The sequence below is a fragment of the Niabella sp. genome, from assembly GCF_030150205.1.
Taxonomy (GTDB): Bacteria; Bacteroidota; Bacteroidia; order Chitinophagales; family Chitinophagaceae; genus Niabella.
Genome location: NZ_JASLGT010000016.1, coordinates 1 through 25,418, shown reverse-complemented (window position 1 = coordinate 25,418; position 25,418 = coordinate 1). Strand labels below are relative to the sequence as shown.

Below are 25,418 nucleotides of genomic sequence, written 5' to 3'. Positions count from 1 at the left end.
CAGCTTATACACAATAAGATCCTTATATAAAATTTCCTCATAAATGTTTCTTCATCTGTTTGGCCCTAGTTCAGCAACATCGGGTATACCTCTTCCAGCGAGGTTTCGCCTGTTTTCAGTAACTCAAAAGCGTTATCCGCCAATGTTTTTATTTGTTTCTCTTTTAATAATGCATCTACCCGGGAGCTTCCTTTTTTTATTTCATCCGCCAGTTCTCCATCCACCGGTATCACCTCGTAAATCGCCTTCCGCTTCCGGTACCCCGTATTAAAACAATGGTTGCATCCAACCGGTACCCAATGCGCGTTGAGGATCTGTGGCGGCCGGTAGTTCCGGGGAAAAAAGGAAGGCTGAAAGGGTTCTTCCCGTTTACAATCCGGACATAGGAGCCGCACCAGCCGCTGCGCTACAGAGGTATTCAGCGTATTGGCGATGAGGAAGGACGGAATATTCATATCAATCAGCCGGGACACTGTGCCCCAGGCGGAGTTGGTGTGAATGGTAGAAAGCACCAGGTGTCCCGTCAACGCAGCCCGGATGGCCATATTGGCCGTTTCTGCATCCCGGATCTCTCCCAGCATGATCACATCCGGATCCTGCCGCAGGAAGGTACGCAGAGCCACTGCAAAGCTTAGCCCGATATTTTCTTTTACCTGTACCTGGTTGATCCCTTTTAACGTATACTCAATAGGATCCTCGATGGTGAGGATATTTTTTGTTGAAAGGTTCAGCAGCTTCAGCGTGGCATACAGGGTGGTGGTTTTGCCCGACCCGGTAGGGCCGCTGATCAGCACGATCCCATAGGGCTTCTTCAGTCCTTCCATGTAATTGCTCAGATCGTTCTCCGAAAAGCCCAGGGTTTCCAGCCGGATATCGGTGGCATCATTACTGAGCAGCCGCAGCACTACTTTTTCACCGTGCAGTGTGGGTACGATCGAAACCCGGATATCAAATTTATCACTGCCTTTCTGGAAAAAGATCCGCCCGTCCTGGGGCAGCCGTTTTTCCGCAATATCGAGGTTGGCACTGATTTTTATCTTATTGATCAGGGCCGGGTATTGTTTCTTTTCGATCAGGTAACGCAACACCAGCAAACCATCCACCCGGATGCGCACCCGGCAGTCATTTTCATAGGTTTCAATATGAATATCACTGCTCTTGAGGCTTTTGGCCTCCGCGATCAGGTCGTTTAAAAAATGATCCGGATGCCCGGTATAAAAATTATGCTGCCCGCGCTGGTCGGCCGTATCCTTTTTGGCATAGGCTTCGCCAATCTTTTGGGTAAGCAACGCCGCATCCAGCTTTTCAAACCGGACCGGGTGGCCTGTGATGAGCTCCAGTTCTTCCCGGTGTAGGTTTAGTTCCGCTGTTGTTGCAGTCTCGTCGGCCCACAGCAGCAATACCCCGTTTTCAAACCCGGCAAAGGCCGTATGATATTTCCAGGCCAGTTCCGGCGTGATCAGTGTTGCTATGTTCGTAGAGGTATGCATCAGTAGTGGTAAACAACGGATAAGAGAACCGGTTCTTCAAAAAAATTATAGTGTAACAGGAATTGATTCAGCAGCAGCAAAAAGCCCAGGAGTATGGCCTGCATACCGGCAAGCGGTATGGTAGCCGGAACCGGCTGCCGCGCACCGGCAACCTGCGCCACGCCGTATACCACCAGTATGACCAGTAAAGAGCCGATCATCCAGGGTATAAAGTTGAACGGGGCAAATAAGGGAGTGATCAGGACCCAGAACAGGAGATCGCCCATTCCCAGCCGGGTAGCAAAAAGCGCCTGCAGGGAAATACCGCTCCGGGCTTTAAAATAGCCCCATAGCCCCGCAATCAGCAGCAGTAACAATAGCCCATTGATCAGCAGGTTTGAAACCAGGATCCCTGCCGGAGCCCGCAGTACCGCATAAAAAATAACGGCCACCGCCAGCAGCAGGTAATAATACCCTTCAATGGCCCGCAACCGGAAATCCCGGACCGCCATCGCCGCAAAAACGGCCATCAGTAAAATCAGGCTCAGCAGCTGCATCGTGTTAATCCGGAACAGTTTCCACCAGTTTTTTATTTTGATCAATTTCCCATTGGTTAAATGTGCCATCCCCGTCGAAGTCTACCACCGCGGTAGCCCGCGCCTTAAACCCTTTGGGAGAAGCATCAATAATTTCTATTTTATAGTTGGCCTGTCCGCCATTGGTGGTCAGCTGTTGCTGCTCAAATGAAATGGCATTCAGATCGTTGGTATAAACAGAGTTTTCAAAAAAATAAGACCGTTCCAGGGTATACACGTGTTCCAGCTGCAGTTTGGCTTCCGTGCTCTTGGCCTTGGAAATCAGCGGCATCAGGCTGGGTAATGCCAGCAATACCAATATGCCGATAATGATCAGCACCACCAGTACTTCGGTAAGGGTAAATGCAGCATAGCGGTAACGAGCAGTTTTTTTGGGCTTGAGTGTCTTCAAGTCGATTAATTTTTAACTAAAATAACATTTTTTCAGTACTTCTCCAACCGATCCGGAAACCAGCGGCCTCTTTTAACAGGCTCTTTACGTTGATTGTCAATTACTCCGGTACAGGGGCCAAAATGAGGACGGTTTCTCACAAAATTTGTCGTGTTAAAAATAGGCTCAAAAGCAGAATAAATCAAAAAAAAGTGAGAAAATATGCAGCAACCCCGCCCCCTCTGTATGGAATAAGTTCAGCCATTCAAAGCGATGAAAAAAGGCTCTTAATGCGTTAGCCAGGGGGAGAATAGTGGATCGACCTCGATACAATCATCGTTACTATCGCTGTTGGTGAAGCAACACCAGTATAACAACGTACTGTAAATGGGCTCAGACCAAAAGGAAGCCGATAAGCAAGTAACGGTACCGCACAGGTCAGCTATGCAAAACCTTGGCTACAGACCTGCGCTAGAATGGTATTACACTTAGCTTCGCTACAGACCTGCGCTAGAGGGTACAGACCTGCGCTAGAATGGGCACTGGTCGGTTATCGCACTCAGTCTTGCTACAGACTTGCGCTAGATGACAAGTCAACCTCTATACCTAAAGTAGCTATTTCACGAAACAGCATTGCCTTTATAGCATCATCAATATCATTAGAATTTTTAATCACTAAAACATTTTTACCAACAATAGAGGAAAGTTCGGCTAACTCTAGCTGATTCGACGCCCAAAAGTCCATTGGGATTTCTAAGACACTCTTAAGCAAATCGCCTGGATAATAATTGCCTTCCGCAAGAATATCATTAGAGAGCACATTTAACGCCATGGGTACGATATATTTTAGGCCAATTTGTTGACCAATTAATAATCGTAAATCATCTATATCAAGGTTATTAACAGGAACCTTCCTCAGTTCAAAACTTCGTTTAACTAGGTCTGTTGGAAATCCCCTTTTCTTCCAAACTTCTCCTTCAAGCTCTTCTATACTTTTATTAGTGTCCATTTTGTAAATTTTGTAACTCTTTTGCTTTCTCTCTTGCTCTGTTTAGCAAATCCGTGATAGAATCTTTTTGCTTTTGAAGTTGACTGCGCATATCCTGTGCGGCTTTAAGAGCATCATCTCCCAAATTGCCAGCATTAATAACCTTATTTAATTCAACAAGCTGATTTCCGACTCCTGACAAAGCATCATTAACTTCCTTAAGGTGATCATATGTTTTACCATTAATTACTACTGGATTACCAAGAATATCATTAACCGCAGCAACAACATGTTTTTCATCTAACGCAGTACTAATTCTTCCAACTTTAGCAGCTATCTTTTCCAACGATTGAGCACCTTCTGCTCCAGTCTTAATAGCCCTCCAAACATTTTTAACGGCACTCCCACTTACGAACGGAAGAAAAACACCTATTACAGCAGACGATTGATCCAGCCTAGTCGCACGAGTTCCATCAATATTTATCGCCCTCGCTCTACCCCTTGTGCCTGACGTAACAAGTACTGTTATGTCATTGGCATCAGTGAATGATAAATATGTCAGCAAAGCTTGTTTTGCAGCTACTCTATTCTCTTTTTTCGAATAATCCGTTGGATGTTTAGAATCTATAACGTAAAGAGGTTCCAATCCATCCAAATCAATAGCAATTGTCGGCTCATTTCCTGCAAATTGATAAGGTGTGTAATAAGGAAACTTAGCTGACAGACGATCACTACAAAAAAATCTGCCTAATTGATTATCGTAGAACCGATTCTTATAATCATACCATTCTAATCCACTACCATCGCTAAACTCATTTTTTTGCTCTTCATAGCCATTGAACTTTATTTTATTCTTAGCAACGCTTGTATTCTGGTAGCTGATACCTTTCATCGTCAACCCAAAGGCGGTGTAATAAGTTCCCACTTTTGCCCGCACTTGCAGTTTTCCCTGTACAACTACCAAAAAAATCGGCACTTTCTTATATCCCTGCTCAAAGAACTGACGTAAAAATAAAGGTTTATTGGTTTTTATCCTGCAAAAATTTTGTTACGGGTGAAGGTAAAAACAACGGCGCTCCGATGATATATGATTGCTTATTCTGTCGCTGATTAATGATATACTGATGATGTGTTTATTCTAAAGTTCATCAGATACCCGAAGCTGATGCAATCGTGTATCATCGGAGTGCAAGCCAACGCCGTTACTACAGCCCGGATATGTACTAATGCCCATCGGCGGCGGCAGGCATGTACTACATTTTTACCATCAGTAAGAACTGCCTAAAGTTTAGGGTTTATTCATCCGTGTTACTATTGATAGTGGCTATAATCAACTGTTGATTTATGTACTGTCGCCAGCGCCGCAGGCATCGCCACCGAGCAGCCAATGAGCAAGCGGGGTGAGGCTGGGAGTGTGAGGAACGAACACGGAAGCCGCAACTCAACGTGGCTTTTTTTGCGTGGCATGCTTGCATAAGCGTGGGCATCGTGCCAGCAAAAAAATAGCATGGGTTCTGTGCCAGTGCCGCTTGCGATGGCAGGTGGCTGCCAATGGAGGAAGCCGCCTGACCTGCATTTGTTCGGATGGTCTTGTGTGTTGGCTAATGCAAGGGCAGATTAGCGGCTGGAGTGAAGGCGAACGAAGGGTTAGCAAAATGATGACAAGCACGGTGAGGAACGAACCTGCTTGGCGGCATTTTTTTATTGAGCCGTGAGACCGAACACCTTATTTACTGCTGTTGGGCTTTGCACTTCTGTTTACCGATGACTACTGATGCCGGGCTTTATTCTGTCGCCAAAGAAGCAGAGCAAAAAACATGGCTGCGAAGCGTTGCCTTGTGTGTTTGGGCAGCGATGTTTTGTGCGGTGGGCTTTGCTGATGTTTATTGATGCTGATGCCGGCAGAGCAAAAAGCATGACTGCGAAGCGTTGGTTTGTGTGCTTGGGCAGTGATGCTTTGTGCGGTGGGTTTATTGATGATATTTAGAACGGATGATAATTTTTGATGTCTTCTTTCAGGTCGTCAAGATTGTTTGCTTTATACGCTTCCGTTGAACTGATGTAGCGATGCCCTGCCATGATTTGAACTTTTCTAAGATTGTACAGCTTTATCCAGTGAGTAATAACGCTTGCTCTTAACTGCTCCATTGTTTTTATTTTACTGTTCATCTTTTTCAAGTGCATCAATAACATGCTGAACAAATTATTTTTCCTGTCGCTGTCGCCTAAGTTTAAAAATAAATCCTGTGTTGCTGCTGTAATACTGCGGTGCTGTAAAATTTGCTTTCTTGTATCGCCCGTGTAGTCCAACAATTCAAAAACCTGATGGCTTTCTAACTTCAATGTTCTTTCATTGCTTCGCCTGGCTGCTGCTATAAATATTTTTCCTTCTCTTAGTTTCACATCGGTTAATTGCAGCTTTATCAGTTCTTCTGTCCGTAAGCCCTGGTAAACAATCAAGCCCAATATTATTTTGTTTCTTCTCCGGGCAAGCTGCTGCATTTGCATCGGTGGCGGGCATTTCATTGTTTCGGTTTTTTCTATTACGATTTCTGTTTCATAATCACTATACAGCTTTTCCAGTTCTTCCATACTCAACAACTCATGCAATACTCTGCGCTTAATGCCTTTGATTTTGATATTGCTGCAGGGATTGTCGCTTGCTTCGCCTTCACTCATTAAAAAGTCAAAGTATTTTTTCAGGTGCAGTATATAATGAGCAATCGTTTTCTTTCCTGTGCCTCTGATGTTGTAATGCTGTATGTAAGCAATAATGTCGTTATGTGTGGTTTCAGATACATCATTGATATTTTCTTTCTCTGCCCATAGTAAAAAATATTCTACCGCTTTGATAATCGTTTCTATTGTCTTGCTGCTGTAACCTTTTATTATCAGCCATTCTTTAAACTTGTTCATCTTTTTCATTTATGAGGTGAGTATAAATTTGTGTGCTTTCTAAACTGCCATGCCCCAAAAAATCCTTTATCTTTTCAAGGCTCATACCGTTTGCTAAAAGATGTGTTGCTATTGAGTGGCGTAATGTATGTAACCCGATTTCTTTTTGCTGCAATGCCGTATCGTTTGTTCTTGTTGCCAGTGCCTGTACATTCAGCATCAGCATTTGACCGCCTAACCGTTTGCCGTTAACACTGCTGATAAAAAATGCTTCTTCCCGGTTATCCCTTATCAGTTGTGGTCTTGCATCGTACAGGTATGTAGTAATATGCTCTATGCTTTTATTGCTGATGGGCACTAACCTTTCTTTATAGCCTTTGCCTTTCCTTACATGCAATACTGCATTTTCTATATTGATGTCTGTTACGTTCAGGTGATAGCCTTCGTTTCTTCGTAAGCCACAACCGTAAAAAACTGCCAGCATTGCCCTGTCCCGTTGATTCAGTATCTCGTAAAACTCTACCGGTTTGGTATGTTTCCCTTTCTCCGGTATTACTTCCGTTGCTTTGTACAGTTGCTGTATTTCCTCCTCCGTTAATACAGTCGGCTTATCGTCTATTATTTCTTCCTGTCTGATGTTCAGCGCCGGTATTTGCAGCTTGCCGGTTTGCCGCAGGTATTCAACGAACTTCCGTAATGCCTGTAAATTTTTATTCAGGTGCTTATTGCTTAATGTGCCTGCATCGTGCAAATAGTCCTTTCTTTGCTTCAGTTCGTTATAGTAGTAGTCTGTTATGGCTTCGGCGGTGATGTGCCTTAATTCGGTCTTATTTTGCCTCTCCAGCCAGTTTAACAAGCCCCTTATCTGTATGGGCATGTAGTACACCGACTGCCATGAGTAACCCAATACTTCTAACCATTCTTTAAAACTCTTTTCTATGTACTGGTATGGCGCTGCCGTTACGGGTAATCTTTTCATTTCCGTTTGGTTGTAAGTGAACAATAAATTTTGTGCTGCTTATGCGTTTTGCCCTTCTATTGAGCCGTTGTGTTCAAAGCCTTTGCCGGCTTACGTTTCATCGGCTCACTTCCTGTTTGAGCTGTTGTTGGCTCATGGGCTGCAAGATGGTTGTAGATGTTGTCCAGGACAGTAGCAATACTATTCTGCAACTGGTTGTATTCTTCGTAAGAAGTGATTTCAAAGTAATAAGCTTTTGCCTTTTTGCTTTCGTTACGTTTGATGTAATTGCTTTGCAATAACTCTGCATTGTATCGCTTTACGGTGCTGATGGGAAGCCTTAATAATTGCTTTGCTTCTTTGTTGGTAAAGGTTGATTGTCCCGTTTCCTGTAATGCAGCTTTCAGTAGCTCAAAATAATTTCTCGTTGCCCCGCTTAGTTCATCTGCTTTGCGTAGCAATACTTCTTTCATCAGCTTGTTAGCTTCTGCAATATCTTCTAACGTTGTGCTGATGTAGGTTTCGCCGGTTACGGTGTCGGTTTGTTTTTCTCTTTGGTACTGGTGGTAAAAAGTTACGGCTTCAATGAACTGTAAATAATGTGCATTCGTTCTTCTCGGTTTAAAAACTTCACTTGGGATTTGTAATAATTCAGCATAAGGATTTCTAACGGTAATGGGTTGCAGTAAACGCTGTGTGTTTTGTAACAGTTCTTTGATTTGATTTTCCTCTGGAATATTTACCGTTCCTGCACTTTTCTTTCTTTGATACTGCATGATGTTTTCATCCTGCTGTTTGCTTTCATCAATATAAATCAGGAAGGAACGGTTTGCATTATCTTCATAGATGCTTTCCTGTGTGGTGCATCCTGCAACGCTTACAGGTCCATTCACTTTAAACATCATGGTTTTAGTTACGCCTTTGCTGTCTTTCTGCGGCACAAGTCTTATAATATGCTTTTTGCTTATCAGTTCTCTAAGTGCATACAGTACGGTTTCCGCCCCGTCCATATCTTCTATTAAAATAATCTTGTGCTGTAAATCGTATTCGCCCATGTAGTACAGGGCATTGCTGGTAAAGCTGGTACTGGGTACTTTATCTTCTTCGGGTATCAGTTCGGCAACCTTTTCCTGTAAATGGCTCTTGCCTGCTCCACTGCTGCCAAAGCTGATAATGTGTAACGGGTTTTCTCTTTTACGACTGGTGAAGATTACATACATCAACAGCCGGTTGGCTGCTTCACCAATAACCCCGGCTTTGCCGATTAACTCGTTTGTCCGTTGCATCAGGTCAGGCTGCATCAAAAAATTTATGGCGGATTCTCTTTCTTCCGGCATAAGGTTTTTTTTCTTTACTTCTTTTGCTGCCTGCTGCTGTTCTATCTGTTGTAACCTGTATAGTTCCAACTGCCTTGTAATGTCTGCAATGGATTTTGTTATCTGCAACGTACCAACTTCTAAACGTTCTGCCGCTTTTCTTATCAGCTTTTCTACCTGCACATCGTTGTATAAATCTAAGTTATGGTTCAGCGGTAACGCTGCTAACTCTGCATTGTTTTGATAATGCTCGAACTTGCGGTTGATAACTTCTATTCTAATCGTTACTCTCAACCTGTCCAGTCCGTCCATGCGGATGCCACCGAGTATGGTAAAACCTAACTCCTCTGTGCAGTAAGTAATAGCGTTGGGGTTGCTGCTGTCTATTTTGTTTTCTGTTGCCATTATCAGGAAGCTATTTTTAGTATGGTTTGTTTTACTTCCTTCAATGCATTCTTATACTCAACTGCCTGTTGGGCATCATCTGTCAGCGGCTCAATGATGAGCAACTGCTCACGGGCAATGATGCGAACCATATCGCCAATATTAAAGCCCAGCTCTGCCAGCCAGTTGCCGCTTATATTCAGCCAGGGTACTTGATGACCGTTGTCGCTCATCCATGTTTTGCTCCTTGATGCCCGGTACTTACTATGCAGCTTTACCTGCCGGATACGTTTGTTTTGCATGTCAAAAATTTTAGTGGTTATTTTCAATACTGCAAAATCATCATTAAGTTTCTATTTTAGCAACATATTTGTTTTGATATTTTCCACATATTCAAAAAAGTGTCGTTTATTACTACTTTTACAGCATGAACTTAGCCGACAACATTAAAAACATACGGGAAGAGAAAAAACTCAAGCAGGTGGAAGTAGCCACCCATATCGGCGTGGACAAGTCCGCATACAGTAAGATTGAGAAGGGGCAAAGGGCTTTAACTGTGGAAGAACTCCAAAAAATGGCACAGCTCTTTAACCTGACCACTGACCAGATTTTGAACTATGACGGCAAAATACCCAAAGAAGTAGTGATTGAAGATAAAACAGCCGTGGAGCAGATGCGGCTTATTCAGCAGCTTGACGAAGAAGACAAACAAACCATTTTCAAGCTCATTGATAAAATGCTTACCAATAAAAAGTTCAAAGAGTTCTATCAAAAAAATATCGCTGCACTGTAAAAGCAAAAGCCCGGCACTGCAGTGCCGGGCTTTATATCATTTAATATTTACAAAAATTGTATCTATTTTGTTATTGTAATTATGATACCCCGTATCACTCAAAATCATTCTCAAAGAAGTATCTCCAACTAATTCAGAACTCTTTAAATAATTATATTTCTCACTTACCCACAAAAGGGTATCTGGCTTTGATTTACGAACCTGTATTACATCATCTGTTGTAGCCCCCAGTCCAACATATAGTATTTTAATTTCTTCTCCATTCGCTTTCCTATGCTGATTTAAAAGCCGCTCATCCTTCTCAAAAACAGTACAGGCTTGTATAAATAGCATGACTAAAAATATTTTTATTACAGCTTTCATAATTAATCCTCCTCTTCTAAATTATTCTTATTGGCGTTATAATACTTAAATCCTCGTTGTATCATATCTTGGTCTTGCGGGTCATCTCCATAAGGGGGTAGTGCTTCTTTATGGGTTATGGTCGAGCGCATGCCGTGTTCTATGGTTACCTGTTCAGTCCATGTTCTATATTTCTGCCATTCAGGCATGGATGTTCCTGCGGCTATTTGAGCTTCGCCAGCTTTCTCTAACAAGAAACGCTCACTAAATGCCCACACAGCTTTACCTGTCGCTCCATAATGATAATTACCTAAATCTGCTGCCGTGTAATTTGACCCTTGAAAAGAAAATTGCGTTTTTGATTCCTTGCCTTTATCAAAACTATTAGCTAAGCCATAAATAGTATTCTTGTTATTTTTTAAATCCCACTCCCCTTTATTCTTTACGAGATTCCGGAATGTATTAGGGTTAATTATGCCTTTTGCATAAGAAATGTTTTTATTAAGAAGGTTCTTAAAAATTTTACTTGCATCTATTGTTTTACCTAATTCTCCAATGTTAGTTAGCTTTTTACCCTTTTGTAAAAAAACTAAGTTATCATCACCATACTGTTTAACAATATATCCTCTTTTATTCACTATGATTGTATCACCTAACGGGTCGTTATACAAGATGGGATTGTTATTCATCGCAGAATATAAACTCTGTGCGTAGTCCGGCTTAGGGTCTATTTGCCACCAACGCCCAAGCTGTGGGTCAAGGCTTCTAAAGTTTGTTGCATAAAGTTCTAACCCACTTCCGTCGGAGAACTCTTTGTTTTGTAATTCAGAACCTTTGTTGTATTTGTATTTGTTTTCAGGAGCATTGTTTAAAGCCTTTGAGGATATTCCGGCCATTGTCAACCCAAACGGATAATAATGCGTCTCCTCCAACAAGGTCTTATCCTCATTCACCATCGACCGTACATTCCCTAAATGATCCTTCAGAAAATAATCCGCCGTAAACACCGCACCATTGGGGCGGAACCGGCCTTCTTCCATCGCTATATGCTGCAATACATCATTTTCAAAGATCATGCCTCCCAGGTAGGTCGTTATTTTCTGGGCACTTCCCTCATTTACTGTTTTGCTCAGCTTATTGCCTGTTGCATCGTATTGATAACTGATCGTCCCCTTGCCCGTAACCGTAATCTGCTCCGGTAAATTTAAGATATTATAGCTGATGCCGGAAATATTCTTGTTTTCGTCTTTGGTGAGGTTCCCGTTAATGTCGTACGCATAATCATCACCGCTATTGGTCCCATCATTAAAATCGCCTAACTGGTAATTCCGCGTATTGTCTGCATTATCTGTTACCTTAGCCAGTTTGTTACTGCCGGGAAGGTAGCTATACGTCAGCTGGTCGATCGTAGTACTGCTGCCGTTGTATAGTCCCTGCTGGGTCATGGACCTGATATTGCCATTGTAATCATAGGCTGTTTCAGGATTGGCGGGATTGCCGTCACCCATGCGACTGTTAAAAGTTCCCGAAGCCGTATAACTGCTGCCGTTGTACTGTTTAAAATCCGCATTCATCAACCGGTTGGCATTGTCATAACTGAAATCATAACGCCGGATCTCCTTAGCCCCTGTAGCGCCCCTCCAGCTCATACCGGTGATATTCCCATTGAACATACCGCTGCCCGCATAGCCCTGCAGTGCGGTATTGCTGCTGCTGTTGCTGGTTTTGTCATAAGCCAGGTCAAAACCAAAGAAATTGCCCGATGCACTGCTGTTTACATAGCCCCGGTTCATGCCCAATAACCAGCCCCGTACATTATATTCAAAACTTTGGGTTTCTGTGCCTGCCGTACCATTGGCATCGCTGGCTCCCAGGGTCTTATTCACCAGCTGGCCCAGCTCATCATACTTGTTTACCGCAATGACCTTATCCCCGCTGCTCAGGCCCGTATTGCTGCTCACATTCTTCGTCGTTTTTACAACCCGTCCCAGGGCATCATAGGTATTTTTGGTGACCGTGGTTATAGCTATAGGGGTACTGCCCGCCTTGGTTTCCTTGCTCACAATGGTCAGCGGCTGACCGCTCCAGCTGTACTGCGTCGTTACCAGGTCGATCCCCGTCGTATGATTCTTTGTTTTAACCTGGATGGGCCGGGCTTTGGCATCATAGATCGTTACTGTATAGATATAATTGGGGGTGCCCAGGATGTTTACCCGCGTGCCCGTTACCAGCCCCTTGGTACGGGTGTCCTTCGTATTCTTTTGCTCATAGGGAAAGTTGGGATTATCAGCAGTGGCCAGGTTCCCCGCATCCAGGCTGTTGTCATAATCGGAAAAGCCGGAGGGCAGTGCCGCCGAATGCGGTGCTTGCGTTACCCAATAGTAGTTATCATAAAAGGTCTCTGTTAATACCGTGGCACTGCTCAGCATACCGGGCTCCGGGTATTGTATATCCAAATTGGCATCGCCGGTCTTACTCATCGCAGCCATCCAATGCGTATTGGGCGTACTACCAGACAGGTTCACCAAACCCGTTTTTACCGGGCGGTTCAAAGGATCGTATTGTGTATAGTTCCAGTTGCCCTGGCTGCGCAGGTCGCCATCCTGGGTCATCACCAGCCGGTCCCGCACATCATATACCATCGCCACCTCTGCCGCTCCCGGTACTTTTTTTACCACCATCCGGTTGCGATCATCATATTCATAACGAAAACACTGCTCATCTAAAAGCGCAGCCGTTAGTTGCCAACTATTACCCATTGTCAATTTAAGCCCTTCTGGCTGAATCACGCAGCGTAATCGGTTCAGGTCATCATAAATATAATAGGTACAGATCCAGCCATCATGTGCGCTACCGATACCATTGTCCTTAACAGCCGTAAGCTGTACCTTTTTTAAGATCAGCTGTCCGTCCTTATCTTTAAACTCGATGACCTGGTTCTGATGCTCGTCTTCCGTTACCGTCTTATACAGGCTGCCTGCCGGGTAAACCCCGCTGGTGGCATAACTGCTGGCAATAGGAACAGAAGGCGCCGCATTGGTCACCGACCAGATCCTTACACCGTCCGTGGCTGTATTGATCCAATAATCCGTCTTTATATTTCGGTGCACGCTTTGCGTAGCCGTGCCCGCCCAGTTCTTGCCAGGGGCATACTGCTCCAATACCCGGTTTAACGGGCTTCAAAGACCGTCTGACTGTAATAATTACTTTCTCCCTGACCGCCATACTTGCCCGCCATAAAAGCCTGCTGCGCTGTAAAAGGATCCGTTTTAAACAGCCCATCATTGGTTGACGCCTTATAGGGACCAAATTTGTACTGCTCACGACCAAACGCATCATAAAGTATTGGTGTTACCAGATCACGGGCGCCCAAAGTATCCCCGATATCGTATCCATTGGTGGCCAGCGATCCTTTTTTCACCACTGTTTGCAAGGGACGGCCCAACCCATCGAAATACTGGGTGGTTTCCTTTACTTCATTCAGCCCTTTACCAGTCAATCCCGCCGCATCTGTTGTGGGCGCTGTTGCCGTAAACGTTCGGATGAAATTTACAGGCGTACCCGTGCCATAAGTTGGCAGGTTGGTGGGCTGCTGGGCATAGAACCTCAGAGTTCCAAGCAACAGACATATCAGTATGTAAACAGTGTTCCGGAATTGCATAATGTCAATTTTTCGGTTTAAATGGTATTTTTATTTAGTTACAGTTTACCGGCTGGCCCGCATAATTATAACAGATCTTTTTCAGTACCCTACCCTGGTCATCTTTTACAAGACTTAGGCGGCCAAAACCATCATACTCATAATAGGTCGTACGACCCGAAGGATCCGTCTCTGAAGTTACTCCTACCAGTAGTCTGTAGGTATAGCTGCTTACCTGAACCGCCGCGTCAGAAGCAAATGCCGTCCGCAAGCTATTGAGTAAAGAACGAACAGCCGCATCACTATTGCTACCACCGGTTGTTATATTGATCTGGGTCTCCAGGCTGGCCACTTTCCCAATAACCGTATTATAATCACTACCCACTATTTTTGCAACCGGGTATTGACCTCCATAACCCCACAGGTACACCTCCTTGGCATCCTTATCTTTTTGCTGCTCCAGAACATTCAAAAAATCATTGTAGTTATTAAATTGAGCGATGGGAGCATACCTGCTATCAAAAACAAAGTTTCCCGAAACATCGATTTTACAAAGATTAAAGGAACTTAAAGGAATGGGCTCCACTATATTTAACCGTCTTACTTCCTTTAACGCAGGGATATCCGATTTATAAATAAAAAGCAACCCTCCTGTCACATACTCTACTCCGTTCGCTATCCGTGTAGTAAATTGTTCGATAGGCGTAAGGATGTTTTTATCCTTCAGCAACAAAATACCCTTTGCTGCACTATCCCCGTAAACAGTAGCTACATAGTCAAGCGAATAATACGTTTTTATCTTCTCCGTTATACCCGCACTATTGGGCATCTGAACTTCAGAAATCAGGGAATGATATGGTGATAGATATAAATTTGCCTTACTATTGGTTACCGTATTATTCTTTTCATAATTTGTCGTTATACTACCTTTATCATAAAAGGTTTCCGTAGGGTGATTATTGACCGAAACAAAAAAGGTATTTCCCATCTGACCAGGGTCATTGGAATTTAAGTTGCTATAGCCCAGACATTGACAATCATAATCCACCTTAATACTTCTTGTAACACTGTCGTATACTCCTGCAGACTCATAGTTATTCACTTCTGACGCAATCAAAACCGGGGCAACGCCTTCGGCCCTAAAAGTATTGGTCTGCTTCGGCAACCCGGCCCTCCAATTTGTATAAAGCGGCGGTATAACCGGGTAAGCATTACCATTTAAATTATTTTTAACCGTAAACTGATATTTCTTTTTCCCGTTCCCCGCCTCATTGCCAATGATTTCATCCACATAGATATAATCAACACTATTTCCCTCTAAAGGGAAAATACTTTGGTCATGTAATAAGGTATAAAACCCGCAATCTGTACACGACAAATCAACTACTTCGGGTGTCTGTGCCTTTATTTTACGTGCAACAGTATACTGCGGTATATTCTGAAAGCTAACACTATCTAGCCAATCATTATACACGTATTGTTTTACCTGTGTCAGTTGGCCATCTCCTGACCAATCTTCTATCTTCTCAACTCTGCCGCCACCCACTTCATAGGGAACTACCTGGGGCTGAACAACAGACAGCGAGTCAATTGATAAAAAAGTCCGTCCATTCTCAGGATGTTGCAAGTCTGGATCATTTTTAACAAGCCGGTAGTAATAAGTACCCGGCGACAATGTCGTAGTTTGATCATAAAAGGCATATTCATTGTAGCTCAGGCTATAATAACCAAGGAGCAGGTCTGTTTGAAGATTATAAGAGGCGCTCGGTCCAAAATAAATATAAGAATCCGTAAAATTCTGAGGATCATAAGCCTTAAGTGCAGATATTTTAACCTGTGTGGGCTGCGTTATCGTAAAGCTTCCCGAAATCTCTGATTCACTTTCTGTATTAATATCTAAAAAATTAGTCCAATTACTACTGCCGCTTCCTGCAACGGTACGCCTGAAAAAGGGGCTAAGCCCATCTATCTGAGCAAAAGAATGCGCTTTGATCTGATTCGGCTCATAATAAAATGAAGATGTGCCCCCGGTAGGATATTTAATTTGTGTTAACATACCCGCTTTCGAATAGGAGAAGTGACTGGTTCTGTCTTTGAAATACCCGTCGCTATTTTGCCATATTGCAGGTAAATTAACCATGTTATAATTTGGCTTTGGCAATCTTGTTAACCCGGCAGATTCACCATTCCAATAGCCCCAATGGTCCTGATCATTACTAAAAAATGATGGAAAATTGACGGATCCGGTATGATAAGTGAACACCCAGCTTTGACCGGGATCATTGTTCAGCGTCAAACTGTCCAGCCGCAGTCGCAGTTGTGCACCTGATACATTTTCATCTCCAAAGTAGCTATATGCAAATTTGTATTCTTTTACCAGCTCATTCCGGAGGTTATAAACCCTGATCTTTGATAGATACGGCATAAAATATCCGGGACTTAACCTCTGCAAATCTTTTCTTCCAATGGTACTGTGTACAAATTCGATTCTGCCATCGGGGAATGAAATACCTTCCAACAGTTTGCTATCCTGCCCATAATAAGTAGTTACAGCATCATCCACACCGGTTTTAGGGCAGGCAGGCTTACCGGCAGGATCTATACCACCAGCTATCTGTTTATACGAGTATGAATTCCTGTAATACTGAAATTTATAGCCGGTATAGGTAAAATCAGCTTGCTTCCCGTTGATCGCTTTGACTTTGTTTAACAAATAAGCCGAAATTCCCTGATCATCGGGCATTAATTCGACAGCACCCGCATCACCGGCAGATCTGAAATATTCGGTTTCTCCAAATTCAAATTGGTTTCCGCTCTGATCTGTAATACTAAATGGCTGAAATTTAAAATTATTCTTAGGTACCGAAACAATATTACCTTCTTTGTTAAAATAAAAAGCTCCTGAATTACCCAGGAAATTATACGTGTACATATCGTACTCCGTATCATATTCTCCGGCCAAAATCTTCTCAAAATAATGCTGTTTCTCAATTGCCGTCATTTGACTGTTGACATACTTATACAATTGTGTCTTAGAGGTTCCTCCCCCCAGTAATCCATTCATTGCAAAATCCCGGCGCCCTCTTTGCTGATAGCCCAGCGCTCCCCCTGCCTGCAGATCCCATCCCAACCCGACCCAGGAGGGGATTTCATCAGGTTTCAGCCCATTATTATGATAGGTTAAGGTAATGGGCACTTTTACGCTGCCAAGATCAATGGTAAAAAGAGGTATGGATATATTCGGCATCCCCGTTTGCATAGACACAGGCACGCTACCATACCGTTCCAGGCTTGCCACATTTGGCGAATGCGGAGTGATCTGCGGAAAATCATATTTCAAAGCCATACTTTGCTGTCCATATGTTGTTGCGTTTAAGCCAAGTAATACTATGCAGATTAAGCGCAGATTGAATTTGCTGTTAACAGAAAACGCGGGAAAAAAACAGGCTTTCCCATTAAACCATTTTTAACGCCATATTTTAAGCACTTCCAACCAAGACCAGATATGGTCTTAGAGAAAAACGGCAGTAGTAACGGTAAAAAATAGATCATATCAACTGATTTTATTTTTATCTAAATATATATTCATTTCCATGTTAGGCCCTTCGATTTTTCATAGATCTTATCCTTGCAATACAGTTCTTAAAAACTAAATACATAGATGTTTTAATCCTTTTTTTTCCATTGGCAGGTACTTCACGATACGCTACACAAGTCCTCCAATTTTAATATACTGCAACATTGCAGTCTACTCCGTTTACTTCGTCCACGCTTTATATATCGAAATCCTGCGGATTGAATGCGTATTCGCCACTAATAGCTGCCACATCAATAATAAAAAGAGTAGCCTCCCAAACGTTGAAGAAACTCCGTACACGTTTCAAAAGCGACTAAGTTCGCCGGCTCCAAACCTGGCAGGCTCCGACAGCAAGCCAAATGCCGGCAGACAAAAAAATCTACTATTAAAGGGGTGTACGTCGTTTTCTCATATCAGTTTTTAAGTTTGTTTTTCTGTTACCAACATATATTCCAGAAATCCACTTATAAAGCGCCTGGCACTAACCTCCAATAACAAAACGCGATCAACGCATTCTATTTATTCTACTCTTTTCCATATGCTTTCATTCAAAAGCAATATATCATGGCACCACTACTAATTCCGCTCACCAAACAAAAGGGATATTTCTGCAGCATCTTAATCTTGGGTGATTCCTTCCATAGAACGGTGGTTTTATCGGGTCTTTATCAATACAGTACTCAGGGTCTATTGTTTCTCATGTTTCATTTCAGCTTTAGAGTGACAAAATACTAAACTTTAACTGACATCTCCAAATAATATAACATGTTTTAACAAAATAAAATCCGTCATTACCAAAAGACGCCCATAATATGCTGAAATATATCACCCTACCGCTCCGATTAAAAAAAGATCATTTCTTCCCAACAACCCCTATCTTTATACCCAACTTAAACATGCTGAGAAAATGAAACGCATCCTCCCTCTGTTGATCATCTGCTGTGCTTTTTCCCCGGATACGGCGGCGCAATACTATAACGGCCAGGTACGGATCGATTCGCTGGACCGCTCCTTCCTGTTCCAGGTAACCGATGCCCGGCCCCGGACACATATCCACCGTTTTTATACCTGGTTTAAATCCGGACATATCCATACTACAGAAGGCGGCTACTATGGAAAACTATTGCATGGCTATTATAAAGTAACCGACAAAGAGCGCCGCCTTCTGGAAGAAGGCCGTTTTAAACGCGGCGCTAAAAAAGGCGTCTGGCGTACCTGGCATGCGAATGGAAGGCTCCGCACCGTTACCCGCAATCGTTTCTGGGACGGGGCGCTGCGCATAGAGGCTTATGCCCCCGATGGCCAACGCCTGAAAAAGGGTGTTGAAAAAAACAACCTGTTTACCGGGCGCCAGGTAGAGCTGGTTAACGACAGTTCGGTAGTGGTCATTTATAAAAAAGGCGTTCGCCAAACCGGTGCAAAAAAATAGGCTGTGCTGATCCCCGCTGTTTTTTATAAGAAGCTGCCGGCCGGTTCACTGATCGCCACCCTGGTGCTATCCCTGGTCATTTTTATCACCTGCGGGATGTTGCTGCTGGCCCTCTATCATTTTAAATATTTCGAGATCAAAGATCAGCTGGAGCTCCGGTTAAACGATGATCTGCAATCCGGCATGGAGCGGGTGCTGGCTGCTGAGCGCCTTACCGCAACGGCGGAGCAGGACAGCAGCCTGCTGTTTGAAGGGCAAACCGATTCGCTGTATTACCGGAACGAACAATGGGGCTGCTTCCGGTCTTCCGGTATCAACGTGGCTTACAAAGGCCGCGCAAAAACCAGCGCTTTTTTATATGGTGCCGAAGCATTTCAGTACCAGGATGCCAGTCTTTACCTGGCGGATCACGACCGGCCCTTATCACTCACCGGCGATACCTATATCGAAGGAAAGGCCTACCTGCCCAAATCCGGGTTAAGAAGCGGCTTTTTTCAGCAGAAAGGCTTTTCCCGGAAAAACCTGATCGAGGGCACTATCGACAGCAGCCATAAACAACTTCCCGCTTTGGAAACACCATTCCGGAAACAGCTGCGGGAACTGGGCAACCGGGTCACCGACACATTGCTATCGCCCACCAGCGCCCTGGAAGATTCTGTAGCACATTCTTTTTTTAATGCATCCCGGCAGCTTATTTTACCCCGGAAGGGAATGCTGACGCATCAGTACCTGAGGGGAAAGCTGATCGTACTATCGGATTCCGTTATTGAAGTAAGCTCCGGTGCTTACCTGGAAGATGTGATCCTGGTGGCCCCCTTTATCCATTTCACCACTGGTTTTAAAGGTGCGGTGCAGGCCATTGCGCTCGACAGCATTACTGCGGAAAGCGGCTGTGTTTTTGAATACCCTTCGGCTTTGGTGGGTCTCGGGCGCAGCAATGCCATTGGTAATACCGGAGCCACGGTAACATTGCATGAAGGCGCCATCCTGCATGGCATGCTCCTTGGACTTGCCGAAAACGACCATTCCAATATCAAGCCTGTGGTAAAGATCAAGGCCGGCGCCACGGTAAAAGGCCTGGTATATAATGAGGGGTATACCTATCTCAACGGGCGCATGGAAGGTGCCGTTTTTACGCATTTCTTTTTTGAGCAGCGGGGACCCATGAGCATGGAGAATATCCTGATCGATGCCACCATCGTTCCTTCCCGCTGGTTTCAACAGGCCGGTTATTTTTCTATTTTTACGGGTGCAACCCGGCAAACCGTTTTAAAATGGCTCCATTAAAAAATCATCCATATAAAAAAGCCTTCGGGGCCTTCTCCCTTATCGAATCGATCGTGGCCCTGGTGCTGATCCTGGTGGTATTTTTTATCAGCATTCATTTCTTTGTATCGGTAAAAGAATCGGGGTTCAATATACAACGGATGCAGGCCGAAAGCGCGCTGGATGAATACATACAGGCATCCTTTCTTCACAGGGACTTCAGCATTAAAAAGGAGACCGTCGATAGCTGGACGGTCAGCCGGGAAAGCAGCCAGGATACAAAAGAGGCAGCTCTCCGGCAGGTGCGTTTTACCGTTTATAAAAGAGACAGCCTGGCGGCTCCGTTCATCACCCGCAGCTTCCTGGTACGCCCTCAAAACCCTTCTGAATTATTGCCCGATGTGCAGCCTTAAAAAAACAGTTACCCGCAGGATCCCGGCGTTTACGCTGCCGGAGCTGGTGATCGGCCTGCTGCTGATGGCCATCCTCTTTGGGGTGATTGCTACCGTGTATATGATCCTCGCCCGGCAGTCGGGCCATTACTTTGCCGGCAACCGTTTTTTTACCGATTATTATGTCACAAAAAAGCTGCTGCAGCGTGATGTTGAAAAGGCCAATACGGTACGGCTGGATCCGGAACGCAATCAGCTCATCCTGCAAATGAAAAGCGGCCCTGCATTCACAACCACGGTTTACCAGCTGGACACCGCATTTTTTGTACGCACAGATCCGGATGGGTCCGATACCCTCCGGCCGGGTGCCTCCATTGCCGCCCGGCGTTACGTGAGCGATAGCAGCACCCTGGTGGCTTCATTAAAACTGCAGCACCGCTACCAGGCGCAATACTTTTATACGTATCTTCAGAAGCGCTATGCGCGGTCGGAGATCCTTAACGACTCAATTCAAACGGAACCATGAATCAACCGATCGATATACATTCGCTGAAAAAGCAAAGCAGCAGGGAGCCGCAACAGCCTTCCGGAGCGCAGCCGGTTTCCTTTATGAAGCAACTGGAAGGACTGCTGACCCGGGAGTTCACCTTGTTTGGCAAGCCTTTTTCCGATAAGATCAAGGAATCGTTTTACCTGGAGCTGGGCAGCCTGATGGATGCCGGCCTGGATATCCGCACGGCCCTGCAGCTGATCCGGGATGAGCAAACCAAAAAAGCCCCTAAAGCCATCCTTAGCACCGTTTTTGAAAAAGTGATCAATGGCAGCAGCCTCTCTACGGCCCTGCGCGAAAACAAAAATTTTACGCCCTACGAATATTTTACGGTAGAGATCGGGGAAGAAACGGGAAAACTGAACACGGTGTTGCAACAGCTGTCGGTTTATTATAAAGCAAAGATCAAACAACGGCGGCAGATCATCGGGGCCCTTACCTATCCCCTGATTGTATTGTCTGTAGCCTGCTGTTCCGTGCTCTTTATGATGAACTATGTAGTGCCGATGTTTGCCGACGTATTTCAGCGTTTTGGTGGCAACCTGCCCTTTCTAACGCGGCAGGTATTAAACGCTTCTAATTTTATGCAGGCGGCGGCCGGCAAACTCTTCCTGCTGCTGCTGGCCGTTATTATTTTTATTGGCATAAACCGCAGCAAACCCTGGTATAAAAAGTATAAAGATCTGCTACTGCAAAAATTACCGGTGGTAAAAAATATCGTATCCAAGATCTACCTGGCACGCTTTGCCTCCACCATGCAGCTGCTGCTGGGCGCCCGGGTGCCCCTGGTTCAGGCATTAAGCCTGAGCAAGCAGGTGATGGGCTTCTACCCCCTGGAACATGCCCTGGAGCAAATGGAGCAGGACATTCTCAAAGGGTTGCCGCTTCATGAAAGCATGCGCACCAAAAAGATCTTCCCCTCCAAAATGACCGCCCTGGTTAAGGTGGGTGAAGAAGTCAATGAGCTGGAGTTATTCTTCAAAAATCTCTCCGAACGTTACAGTGAAGACCTCGACTATCAAACCGCGCAGCTGAGCAAGTTTATCGAGCCGGTGATCATCATTGTATTGGGATTGGTCGTAGGAGTTGTACTCATTGCCATGTACCTGCCGATGTTTAATATGGGCAATACGATACAGTAGGCCGTACCATCAATATCCTTTTAAAGATCTTCGGCCGGCAGTATTGATGCACACGGCCTGTATACACCACGTGCACCCTGCCAGGTTCCGGGAAGGTTGCTGCACTGAAACGATGCATGCGATCATCACCGATGTTTATTGATGGTTCAGGCCGATAGCGTTCCACTTCCCAGTCCTTTACAGTAACCGGGGGCAGTGATACACGGGTGAGGCGACTGCCCGTTTACATATATTTTTTACAAAGGCCATCAGCCTGTGTATATAAACAAATCCGGAATTTATTCCAGGTTAAAAGCATACAACAGCAGCCCAAACGGATAATAATGCGTCTCCTCTAACAGGGTCTTATTCTCATTGATCATCGACCGCACATTGTCCAGGTGATCCTTCAGGAAGTAGTCCGCTGTAAACGTGGTACTGCTACCCAACTACAGACCTGCACCAGAAAACAATGGGGCTGTTAACAACAAATTACAATTCGCTCATCCATTGCTTACTAAGCGCTTTAAGGATTGGTATAAGGGCATCTATTTCAACAAACGAAAACGCCCCTTCCGCGCTTGAAATTGTTTTCAGAAGACTATAATCATCCGAGAGAGACCCTATAATTAATTCTGGTTCTTTATCAAAATCAGACCATTTATCAAGTGGAACCTCCCAATATTCATCCTCGATAAAATTTAATTGTTTATCCTTACTTGACTCAAGTCTTTCAATCAATCTTCTTAATTCTAAAATCAGACAAGATATTTCAATACTTAAACTCATCATTTTTTTGATTTGCTTTAGGATTATTTTCTTAGATTCTGTATAGTTTCTTTGTTCTTTTCGATAATGTCATTATTCTTTTTTAACTGATTTTTTACATTGCGAATGGTCTGTTCTAACTTTTTTACTCTACCATCAATTATCCTCTGCCTTTCAGTTCCTTCTTTCCCTTTCAGAAGACCTTTATTATCATTTCCCTCAGGATCTTTTTTATAGTTTTCAAGTTTCTCTTCATGCTCATCAAGAGCAGCTTGTTGGCCTTTGTTTGCTTTTTCTAAATCAGAATTCTCTTTTTCTAAATTCCTTATCTCCTCACTTTTTGTTTTCGAAGACGAAGAGCTTACATTTTCACCCGATGTTCCTAAATGATCACCTTCTAATGCCTCCTGCATAAGCACGATCATTGTAGTCCCCACAAGCAATATCCCTCCAGCAACCAATCCCGTAGGGTTTTTGTTGTCAACGCCAATCCTCCCGCAAGTTTTATTCCTTTGTCAAATGTCCTCATTGCACCAGATCTTGACCGTTGTGTTGATCTTTGTGCAGTTGCTTGTTGATTGGCTCTTACACCTGCCAAATTATATCCATAGGTCATGTATTCTAACCCTTCTAACTCCACTCCATTTATAACCCGGTTCTCCGAAAACGCGTAAGTACTGTTATGAGGATAATCTCCTGCAATTGGATCTATTTGTATAAACCTTCCAATTTGCGGATCATGATTCCGATATTTAAAGCTGTAGTAGTTTAACCCCAGGTCATCATCAAACTTCTGCCCCTGGAATGTTTTGTCCTTGTTCCGTAAAGAAGCGGTTGCATTTTGAGTCGATATCCCCCTCATCGCCAAGCCGAACGGATAATAATGCGTCTCCTCCAACAAGGTCTTATCCTCATTGACCATCGACCGCACATTACCCAAATGATCCTTAAGGAAACAATCCGCCGTAAAGGCCGTACCATTGGGGCGGAACCGGCCCTCTTCTCCCGATAGCTATCGGGACCACATGCTGCAATACATCATTTCAAAGATCATGCCCCCAGATCAAAGGAAGCAGACAAGCAAGTAACCGGATAGCAGAGATCAGCTATTGCACCTGGCTATGTTACAGACCTGCGCTAGATGTTAGAGGGAGAGCACCACCCCACCGCTTTTTCATCCGTCAGCGAGCCCACTACATCCGATCTCCCGATCTGTGCATCACAAAACCGTGTCTATAAACCGGACTACAGACCTGCACTATCAGGACCTGCACTCACTCCTCAGAGGCTGCTTGCTATTTCATTCGCCCTACCTCTGTCCTCATATCCCAAACTTGTTTCATTAAATTCCAATACATTTTCAAATACTTTTACAAAAGAAGCTGCTATATAATACTTTTCTTCTCCACTTTCTATTTCAAATAAATGATTATTTTCATAACTTAAATAGTTGCTGACTGACCTATATCCAGTAAGATTTTTCCCTTTTTTCATTTTAATAGTCAGTCCATTCAGCCTGCTAAATAGTTGAATGTATGTCGTGTCAAAAAATATGATATCAATATTGGATGTGTAGCTCTCATTTTTTTGAGATCTTAAAAGGAATTGTCCATGACTAACCAACACATCAAAAGTTGTAAAATACCTATTTGAACGAAAAATTTCTTCCTTCATAATATTTCTTTTTATTGAAATGGATTTGGCACTACTTTGCCTCCTTGATAAAAAATGGTTCGTTGAAGCGCCGCTGGATTTGAATACAATTGATATAACTCCCAACTTGTTGCTCTACTCACACCTAAACCTTTAGCTCCTTCAGAAACCGCGCCCTACGGCTACGAACTCCGTCTAAATTAAAATGAATTTTATTTGCAGAATTATTTATAGTCTCCAGGAATTGAGTTTGAAAGTCCTTTGCTCCCCAAGACTTCCAAGTGTTTCCACCAACTGCCTTCGCAAAATCATCCAAATGCTCCGAAACACCTAATGCAATATTACTGCCGCCCTTGGCAGCACTTCTGGATAGCAGCGCCAAAGAAAGCCTTTCCGTTATCCCCGGAACGGCACCAAGTAAAAACTCAATTGGATTTGAAGTTGGCTCAATAGCCTGTGGACCGAATTTGGATTTTATATTTTGAATCCGGGGATTCGGTCAGCAAACCGCTCTGGATGATCGCCCACTACCACCACTTTATAGTGAACCTTTACGCTCTTCAAATGTCGCATCGTTTTCATCTCTCGCCCAACGACCATGTCATCTATAAAGTTAATATAGTCTCTGTCGTCTCCTCCTCGATTTGAAATATGCCGAATATTGGTAACCCTGTTATTAAATCGGTAAACTTCCCATTCATCAGGAGGCATATTATCTTCTTCCCCGGATTTCATCTTTGCCCATGCTATGAGTTCCGCAGCACCTGGAATAGGCGCCATACCATCCGGATCGATAAACCGTACCGGATTATCAAAAGCATAATTGTAAGGAGAAAATCGCCGCATTTGATCAGCCAAAGGGTCTGCAACATGCCACCTTCCGATCTGTGCATCGTAATACCTTGCTCCGT

Annotated in this window: 25 protein-coding genes; 6 read left to right on the top strand and 19 right to left on the bottom strand. The window is 44.0% G+C overall.

Features of this window, described 5'->3' with window-relative positions; translation table 11 throughout:
- Positions 1-65 precede the first annotated feature (65 nt).
- The 9 genes from Q1V85_RS13275 to Q1V85_RS13235 form a co-directional block, all read right to left on the bottom strand.
- Complete coding sequence (locus Q1V85_RS13275) at positions 66-1,490, bottom strand: GspE/PulE family protein (protein ID WP_300600686.1); 1,425 nt, start codon at positions 1,488-1,490, stop codon at positions 66-68.
- Positions 1,490-2,071, bottom strand: a complete 582-nt coding sequence (locus Q1V85_RS13270) for a hypothetical protein (RefSeq protein WP_300600684.1) — start codon at positions 2,069-2,071, stop codon at positions 1,490-1,492. Before Q1V85_RS13270 ends, Q1V85_RS13275 begins: the two co-directional genes overlap by 1 nt.
- Positions 2,031-2,456 (bottom strand): prepilin-type N-terminal cleavage/methylation domain-containing protein, encoded by a 426-nt coding sequence (locus Q1V85_RS13265; RefSeq protein ID WP_300600682.1) that lies wholly within the window; start codon positions 2,454-2,456, stop codon positions 2,031-2,033. Before Q1V85_RS13265 ends, Q1V85_RS13270 begins: the two co-directional genes overlap by 41 nt.
- Before the next feature lie 547 nt (positions 2,457-3,003).
- Complete coding sequence (locus Q1V85_RS13260) at positions 3,004-3,444, bottom strand: contact-dependent growth inhibition system immunity protein (RefSeq protein ID WP_300600680.1); 441 nt, start codon at positions 3,442-3,444, stop codon at positions 3,004-3,006.
- On the bottom strand, positions 3,434-4,387 hold the full coding sequence (locus tag Q1V85_RS13255; protein ID WP_300600678.1) for an RHS repeat-associated core domain-containing protein: 954 nt from the start codon (positions 4,385-4,387) through the stop codon (positions 3,434-3,436). The genes Q1V85_RS13260 and Q1V85_RS13255 overlap by 11 nt, the downstream gene beginning before the upstream one ends.
- Positions 4,388-5,406: 1,019 nt before the next feature.
- The gene (locus Q1V85_RS13250) at positions 5,407-6,339 is read right to left on the bottom strand and encodes a tyrosine-type recombinase/integrase (protein ID WP_300600676.1); all 933 of its coding nucleotides are present in this window, start codon (positions 6,337-6,339) and stop codon (positions 5,407-5,409) included.
- Positions 6,326-7,297: a tyrosine-type recombinase/integrase gene (locus Q1V85_RS13245; RefSeq protein ID WP_300600674.1), complete on the bottom strand. Its 972-nt coding sequence runs from the start codon at positions 7,295-7,297 to the stop codon at positions 6,326-6,328. The genes Q1V85_RS13250 and Q1V85_RS13245 overlap by 14 nt, the downstream gene beginning before the upstream one ends.
- A 56-nt stretch (positions 7,298-7,353) precedes the next feature.
- Positions 7,354-8,997: a hypothetical protein gene (locus Q1V85_RS13240; RefSeq protein WP_300600672.1), complete on the bottom strand. Its 1,644-nt coding sequence runs from the start codon at positions 8,995-8,997 to the stop codon at positions 7,354-7,356.
- Positions 8,998-8,999: 2 nt separating this feature from the next.
- Entirely contained in the window at positions 9,000-9,278 is a 279-nt protein-coding gene (locus Q1V85_RS13235; RefSeq protein ID WP_300600671.1) for a SymE family type I addiction module toxin, read from the bottom strand.
- 125 nt (positions 9,279-9,403) lie between these two features.
- On the opposite strand from Q1V85_RS13235, the gene Q1V85_RS13230 reads away from it, so the two are divergent.
- A complete protein-coding gene (locus Q1V85_RS13230) occupies positions 9,404-9,769 on the top strand; it encodes a helix-turn-helix transcriptional regulator (protein WP_300600670.1) in 366 nt (121 codons plus the stop codon).
- 36 nt (positions 9,770-9,805) lie between these two features.
- Here Q1V85_RS13230 and Q1V85_RS13225 read toward each other — a convergent pair whose 3' ends face one another.
- Genes Q1V85_RS13225 through Q1V85_RS13210 form a run of 4 tightly spaced genes read right to left on the bottom strand, consistent with a single transcriptional unit; the run spans position 9,806 to position 17,097 of the window.
- On the bottom strand, positions 9,806-10,132 hold the full coding sequence (locus tag Q1V85_RS13225; protein ID WP_300600668.1) for a hypothetical protein: 327 nt from the start codon (positions 10,130-10,132) through the stop codon (positions 9,806-9,808).
- A 2-nt stretch (positions 10,133-10,134) separates the two neighbouring features.
- Positions 10,135-13,272: a polymorphic toxin type 44 domain-containing protein gene (locus Q1V85_RS13220; protein ID WP_300600666.1), complete on the bottom strand. Its 3,138-nt coding sequence runs from the start codon at positions 13,270-13,272 to the stop codon at positions 10,135-10,137.
- Between the two features lie 8 nt (positions 13,273-13,280).
- A complete protein-coding gene (locus tag Q1V85_RS13215; RefSeq protein ID WP_300600664.1) occupies positions 13,281-13,772 on the bottom strand; it encodes a DUF6443 domain-containing protein in 492 nt (163 codons plus the stop codon).
- A 34-nt stretch (positions 13,773-13,806) separates the two neighbouring features.
- On the bottom strand, positions 13,807-17,097 hold the full coding sequence (locus tag Q1V85_RS13210) for an RHS repeat domain-containing protein (protein ID WP_300600663.1): 3,291 nt from the start codon (positions 17,095-17,097) through the stop codon (positions 13,807-13,809).
- 1,138 nt (positions 17,098-18,235) lie between these two features.
- Here Q1V85_RS13210 and Q1V85_RS13205 point away from each other — a divergent pair.
- From Q1V85_RS13205 to Q1V85_RS13185, 5 genes are read left to right on the top strand one after another with little or no spacing between them, the layout of a single operon-like run.
- Positions 18,236-18,757: a hypothetical protein gene (locus Q1V85_RS13205; RefSeq protein WP_300600661.1), complete on the top strand. Its 522-nt coding sequence runs from the start codon at positions 18,236-18,238 to the stop codon at positions 18,755-18,757.
- A gap of 3 nt (positions 18,758-18,760) precedes the next feature.
- Positions 18,761-20,044, top strand: a complete 1,284-nt coding sequence (locus Q1V85_RS13200; RefSeq protein WP_300600659.1) for a hypothetical protein — start codon at positions 18,761-18,763, stop codon at positions 20,042-20,044.
- Positions 20,032-20,436, top strand: a complete 405-nt coding sequence (locus tag Q1V85_RS13195) for a hypothetical protein (RefSeq protein ID WP_300600657.1) — start codon at positions 20,032-20,034, stop codon at positions 20,434-20,436. Before Q1V85_RS13200 ends, Q1V85_RS13195 begins: the two co-directional genes overlap by 13 nt.
- Positions 20,423-20,941, top strand: coding sequence for a hypothetical protein (locus Q1V85_RS13190; RefSeq protein WP_300600656.1), 519 nt, complete (start codon positions 20,423-20,425; stop codon positions 20,939-20,941). Before Q1V85_RS13195 ends, Q1V85_RS13190 begins: the two co-directional genes overlap by 14 nt.
- Positions 20,938-22,107, top strand: a complete 1,170-nt coding sequence (locus tag Q1V85_RS13185) for a type II secretion system F family protein (RefSeq protein ID WP_300600654.1) — start codon at positions 20,938-20,940, stop codon at positions 22,105-22,107. Before Q1V85_RS13190 ends, Q1V85_RS13185 begins: the two co-directional genes overlap by 4 nt.
- 278 nt (positions 22,108-22,385) lie before the next feature.
- Here Q1V85_RS13185 and Q1V85_RS13180 read toward each other — a convergent pair whose 3' ends face one another.
- From Q1V85_RS13180 to Q1V85_RS13155, 6 genes are all read right to left on the bottom strand, one after another.
- Entirely contained in the window at positions 22,386-22,535 is a 150-nt protein-coding gene (locus tag Q1V85_RS13180; RefSeq protein ID WP_300600652.1) for a hypothetical protein, read from the bottom strand.
- A gap of 43 nt (positions 22,536-22,578) precedes the next feature.
- Entirely contained in the window at positions 22,579-22,878 is a 300-nt protein-coding gene (locus tag Q1V85_RS13175) for a hypothetical protein (protein ID WP_300600650.1), read from the bottom strand.
- Between the two features lie 20 nt (positions 22,879-22,898).
- Positions 22,899-23,267, bottom strand: a complete 369-nt coding sequence (locus tag Q1V85_RS13170) for a hypothetical protein (protein ID WP_300600648.1) — start codon at positions 23,265-23,267, stop codon at positions 22,899-22,901.
- An 8-nt stretch (positions 23,268-23,275) separates the two neighbouring features.
- A complete protein-coding gene (locus tag Q1V85_RS13165; RefSeq protein ID WP_300600647.1) occupies positions 23,276-23,776 on the bottom strand; it encodes an RHS repeat-associated core domain-containing protein in 501 nt (166 codons plus the stop codon).
- A gap of 359 nt (positions 23,777-24,135) precedes the next feature.
- A complete protein-coding gene (locus Q1V85_RS13160) occupies positions 24,136-24,528 on the bottom strand; it encodes a hypothetical protein (protein WP_300600645.1) in 393 nt (130 codons plus the stop codon).
- A gap of 453 nt (positions 24,529-24,981) precedes the next feature.
- Positions 24,982-25,418, bottom strand: a 437-nt coding sequence (locus tag Q1V85_RS13155; RefSeq protein ID WP_300600643.1) for an RHS repeat-associated core domain-containing protein, incomplete at its 5' end; no start/stop codon positions are given.

Coding starts and splice junctions, on each gene's coding strand:
- Q1V85_RS13275 (WP_300600686.1), bottom strand. CDS start 1,490: ATGCATACCTCTACGAACATAGCAACACTGATCACGCCGGAACTGGCC.
- Q1V85_RS13260 (WP_300600680.1), bottom strand. CDS start 3,444: ATGGACACTAATAAAAGTATAGAAGAGCTTGAAGGAGAAGTTTGGAAG.
- Q1V85_RS13250 (WP_300600676.1), bottom strand. CDS start 6,339: ATGAACAAGTTTAAAGAATGGCTGATAATAAAAGGTTACAGCAGCAAG.
- Q1V85_RS13245 (WP_300600674.1), bottom strand. CDS start 7,297: ATGAAAAGATTACCCGTAACGGCAGCGCCATACCAGTACATAGAAAAG.
- Q1V85_RS13240 (WP_300600672.1), bottom strand. CDS start 8,997: ATGGCAACAGAAAACAAAATAGACAGCAGCAACCCCAACGCTATTACT.
- Q1V85_RS13235 (WP_300600671.1), bottom strand. CDS start 9,278: ATGCAAAACAAACGTATCCGGCAGGTAAAGCTGCATAGTAAGTACCGG.
- Q1V85_RS13230 (WP_300600670.1), top strand. CDS start 9,404: ATGAACTTAGCCGACAACATTAAAAACATACGGGAAGAGAAAAAACTC.
- Q1V85_RS13225 (WP_300600668.1), bottom strand. CDS start 10,132: ATGAAAGCTGTAATAAAAATATTTTTAGTCATGCTATTTATACAAGCC.
- Q1V85_RS13215 (WP_300600664.1), bottom strand. CDS start 13,772: ATGCAATTCCGGAACACTGTTTACATACTGATATGTCTGTTGCTTGGA.
- Q1V85_RS13210 (WP_300600663.1), bottom strand. CDS start 17,097: ATGGCTTTGAAATATGATTTTCCGCAGATCACTCCGCATTCGCCAAAT.
- Q1V85_RS13205 (WP_300600661.1), top strand. CDS start 18,236: ATGAAACGCATCCTCCCTCTGTTGATCATCTGCTGTGCTTTTTCCCCG.
- Q1V85_RS13195 (WP_300600657.1), top strand. CDS start 20,032: ATGGCTCCATTAAAAAATCATCCATATAAAAAAGCCTTCGGGGCCTTC.
- Q1V85_RS13190 (WP_300600656.1), top strand. CDS start 20,423: ATGTGCAGCCTTAAAAAAACAGTTACCCGCAGGATCCCGGCGTTTACG.
- Q1V85_RS13185 (WP_300600654.1), top strand. CDS start 20,938: ATGAATCAACCGATCGATATACATTCGCTGAAAAAGCAAAGCAGCAGG.
- Q1V85_RS13175 (WP_300600650.1), bottom strand. CDS start 22,878: ATGATGAGTTTAAGTATTGAAATATCTTGTCTGATTTTAGAATTAAGA.
- Q1V85_RS13170 (WP_300600648.1), bottom strand. CDS start 23,267: ATGCAGGAGGCATTAGAAGGTGATCATTTAGGAACATCGGGTGAAAAT.
- Q1V85_RS13165 (WP_300600647.1), bottom strand. CDS start 23,776: ATGGTCAATGAGGATAAGACCTTGTTGGAGGAGACGCATTATTATCCG.
- Q1V85_RS13160 (WP_300600645.1), bottom strand. CDS start 24,528: ATGAAGGAAGAAATTTTTCGTTCAAATAGGTATTTTACAACTTTTGAT.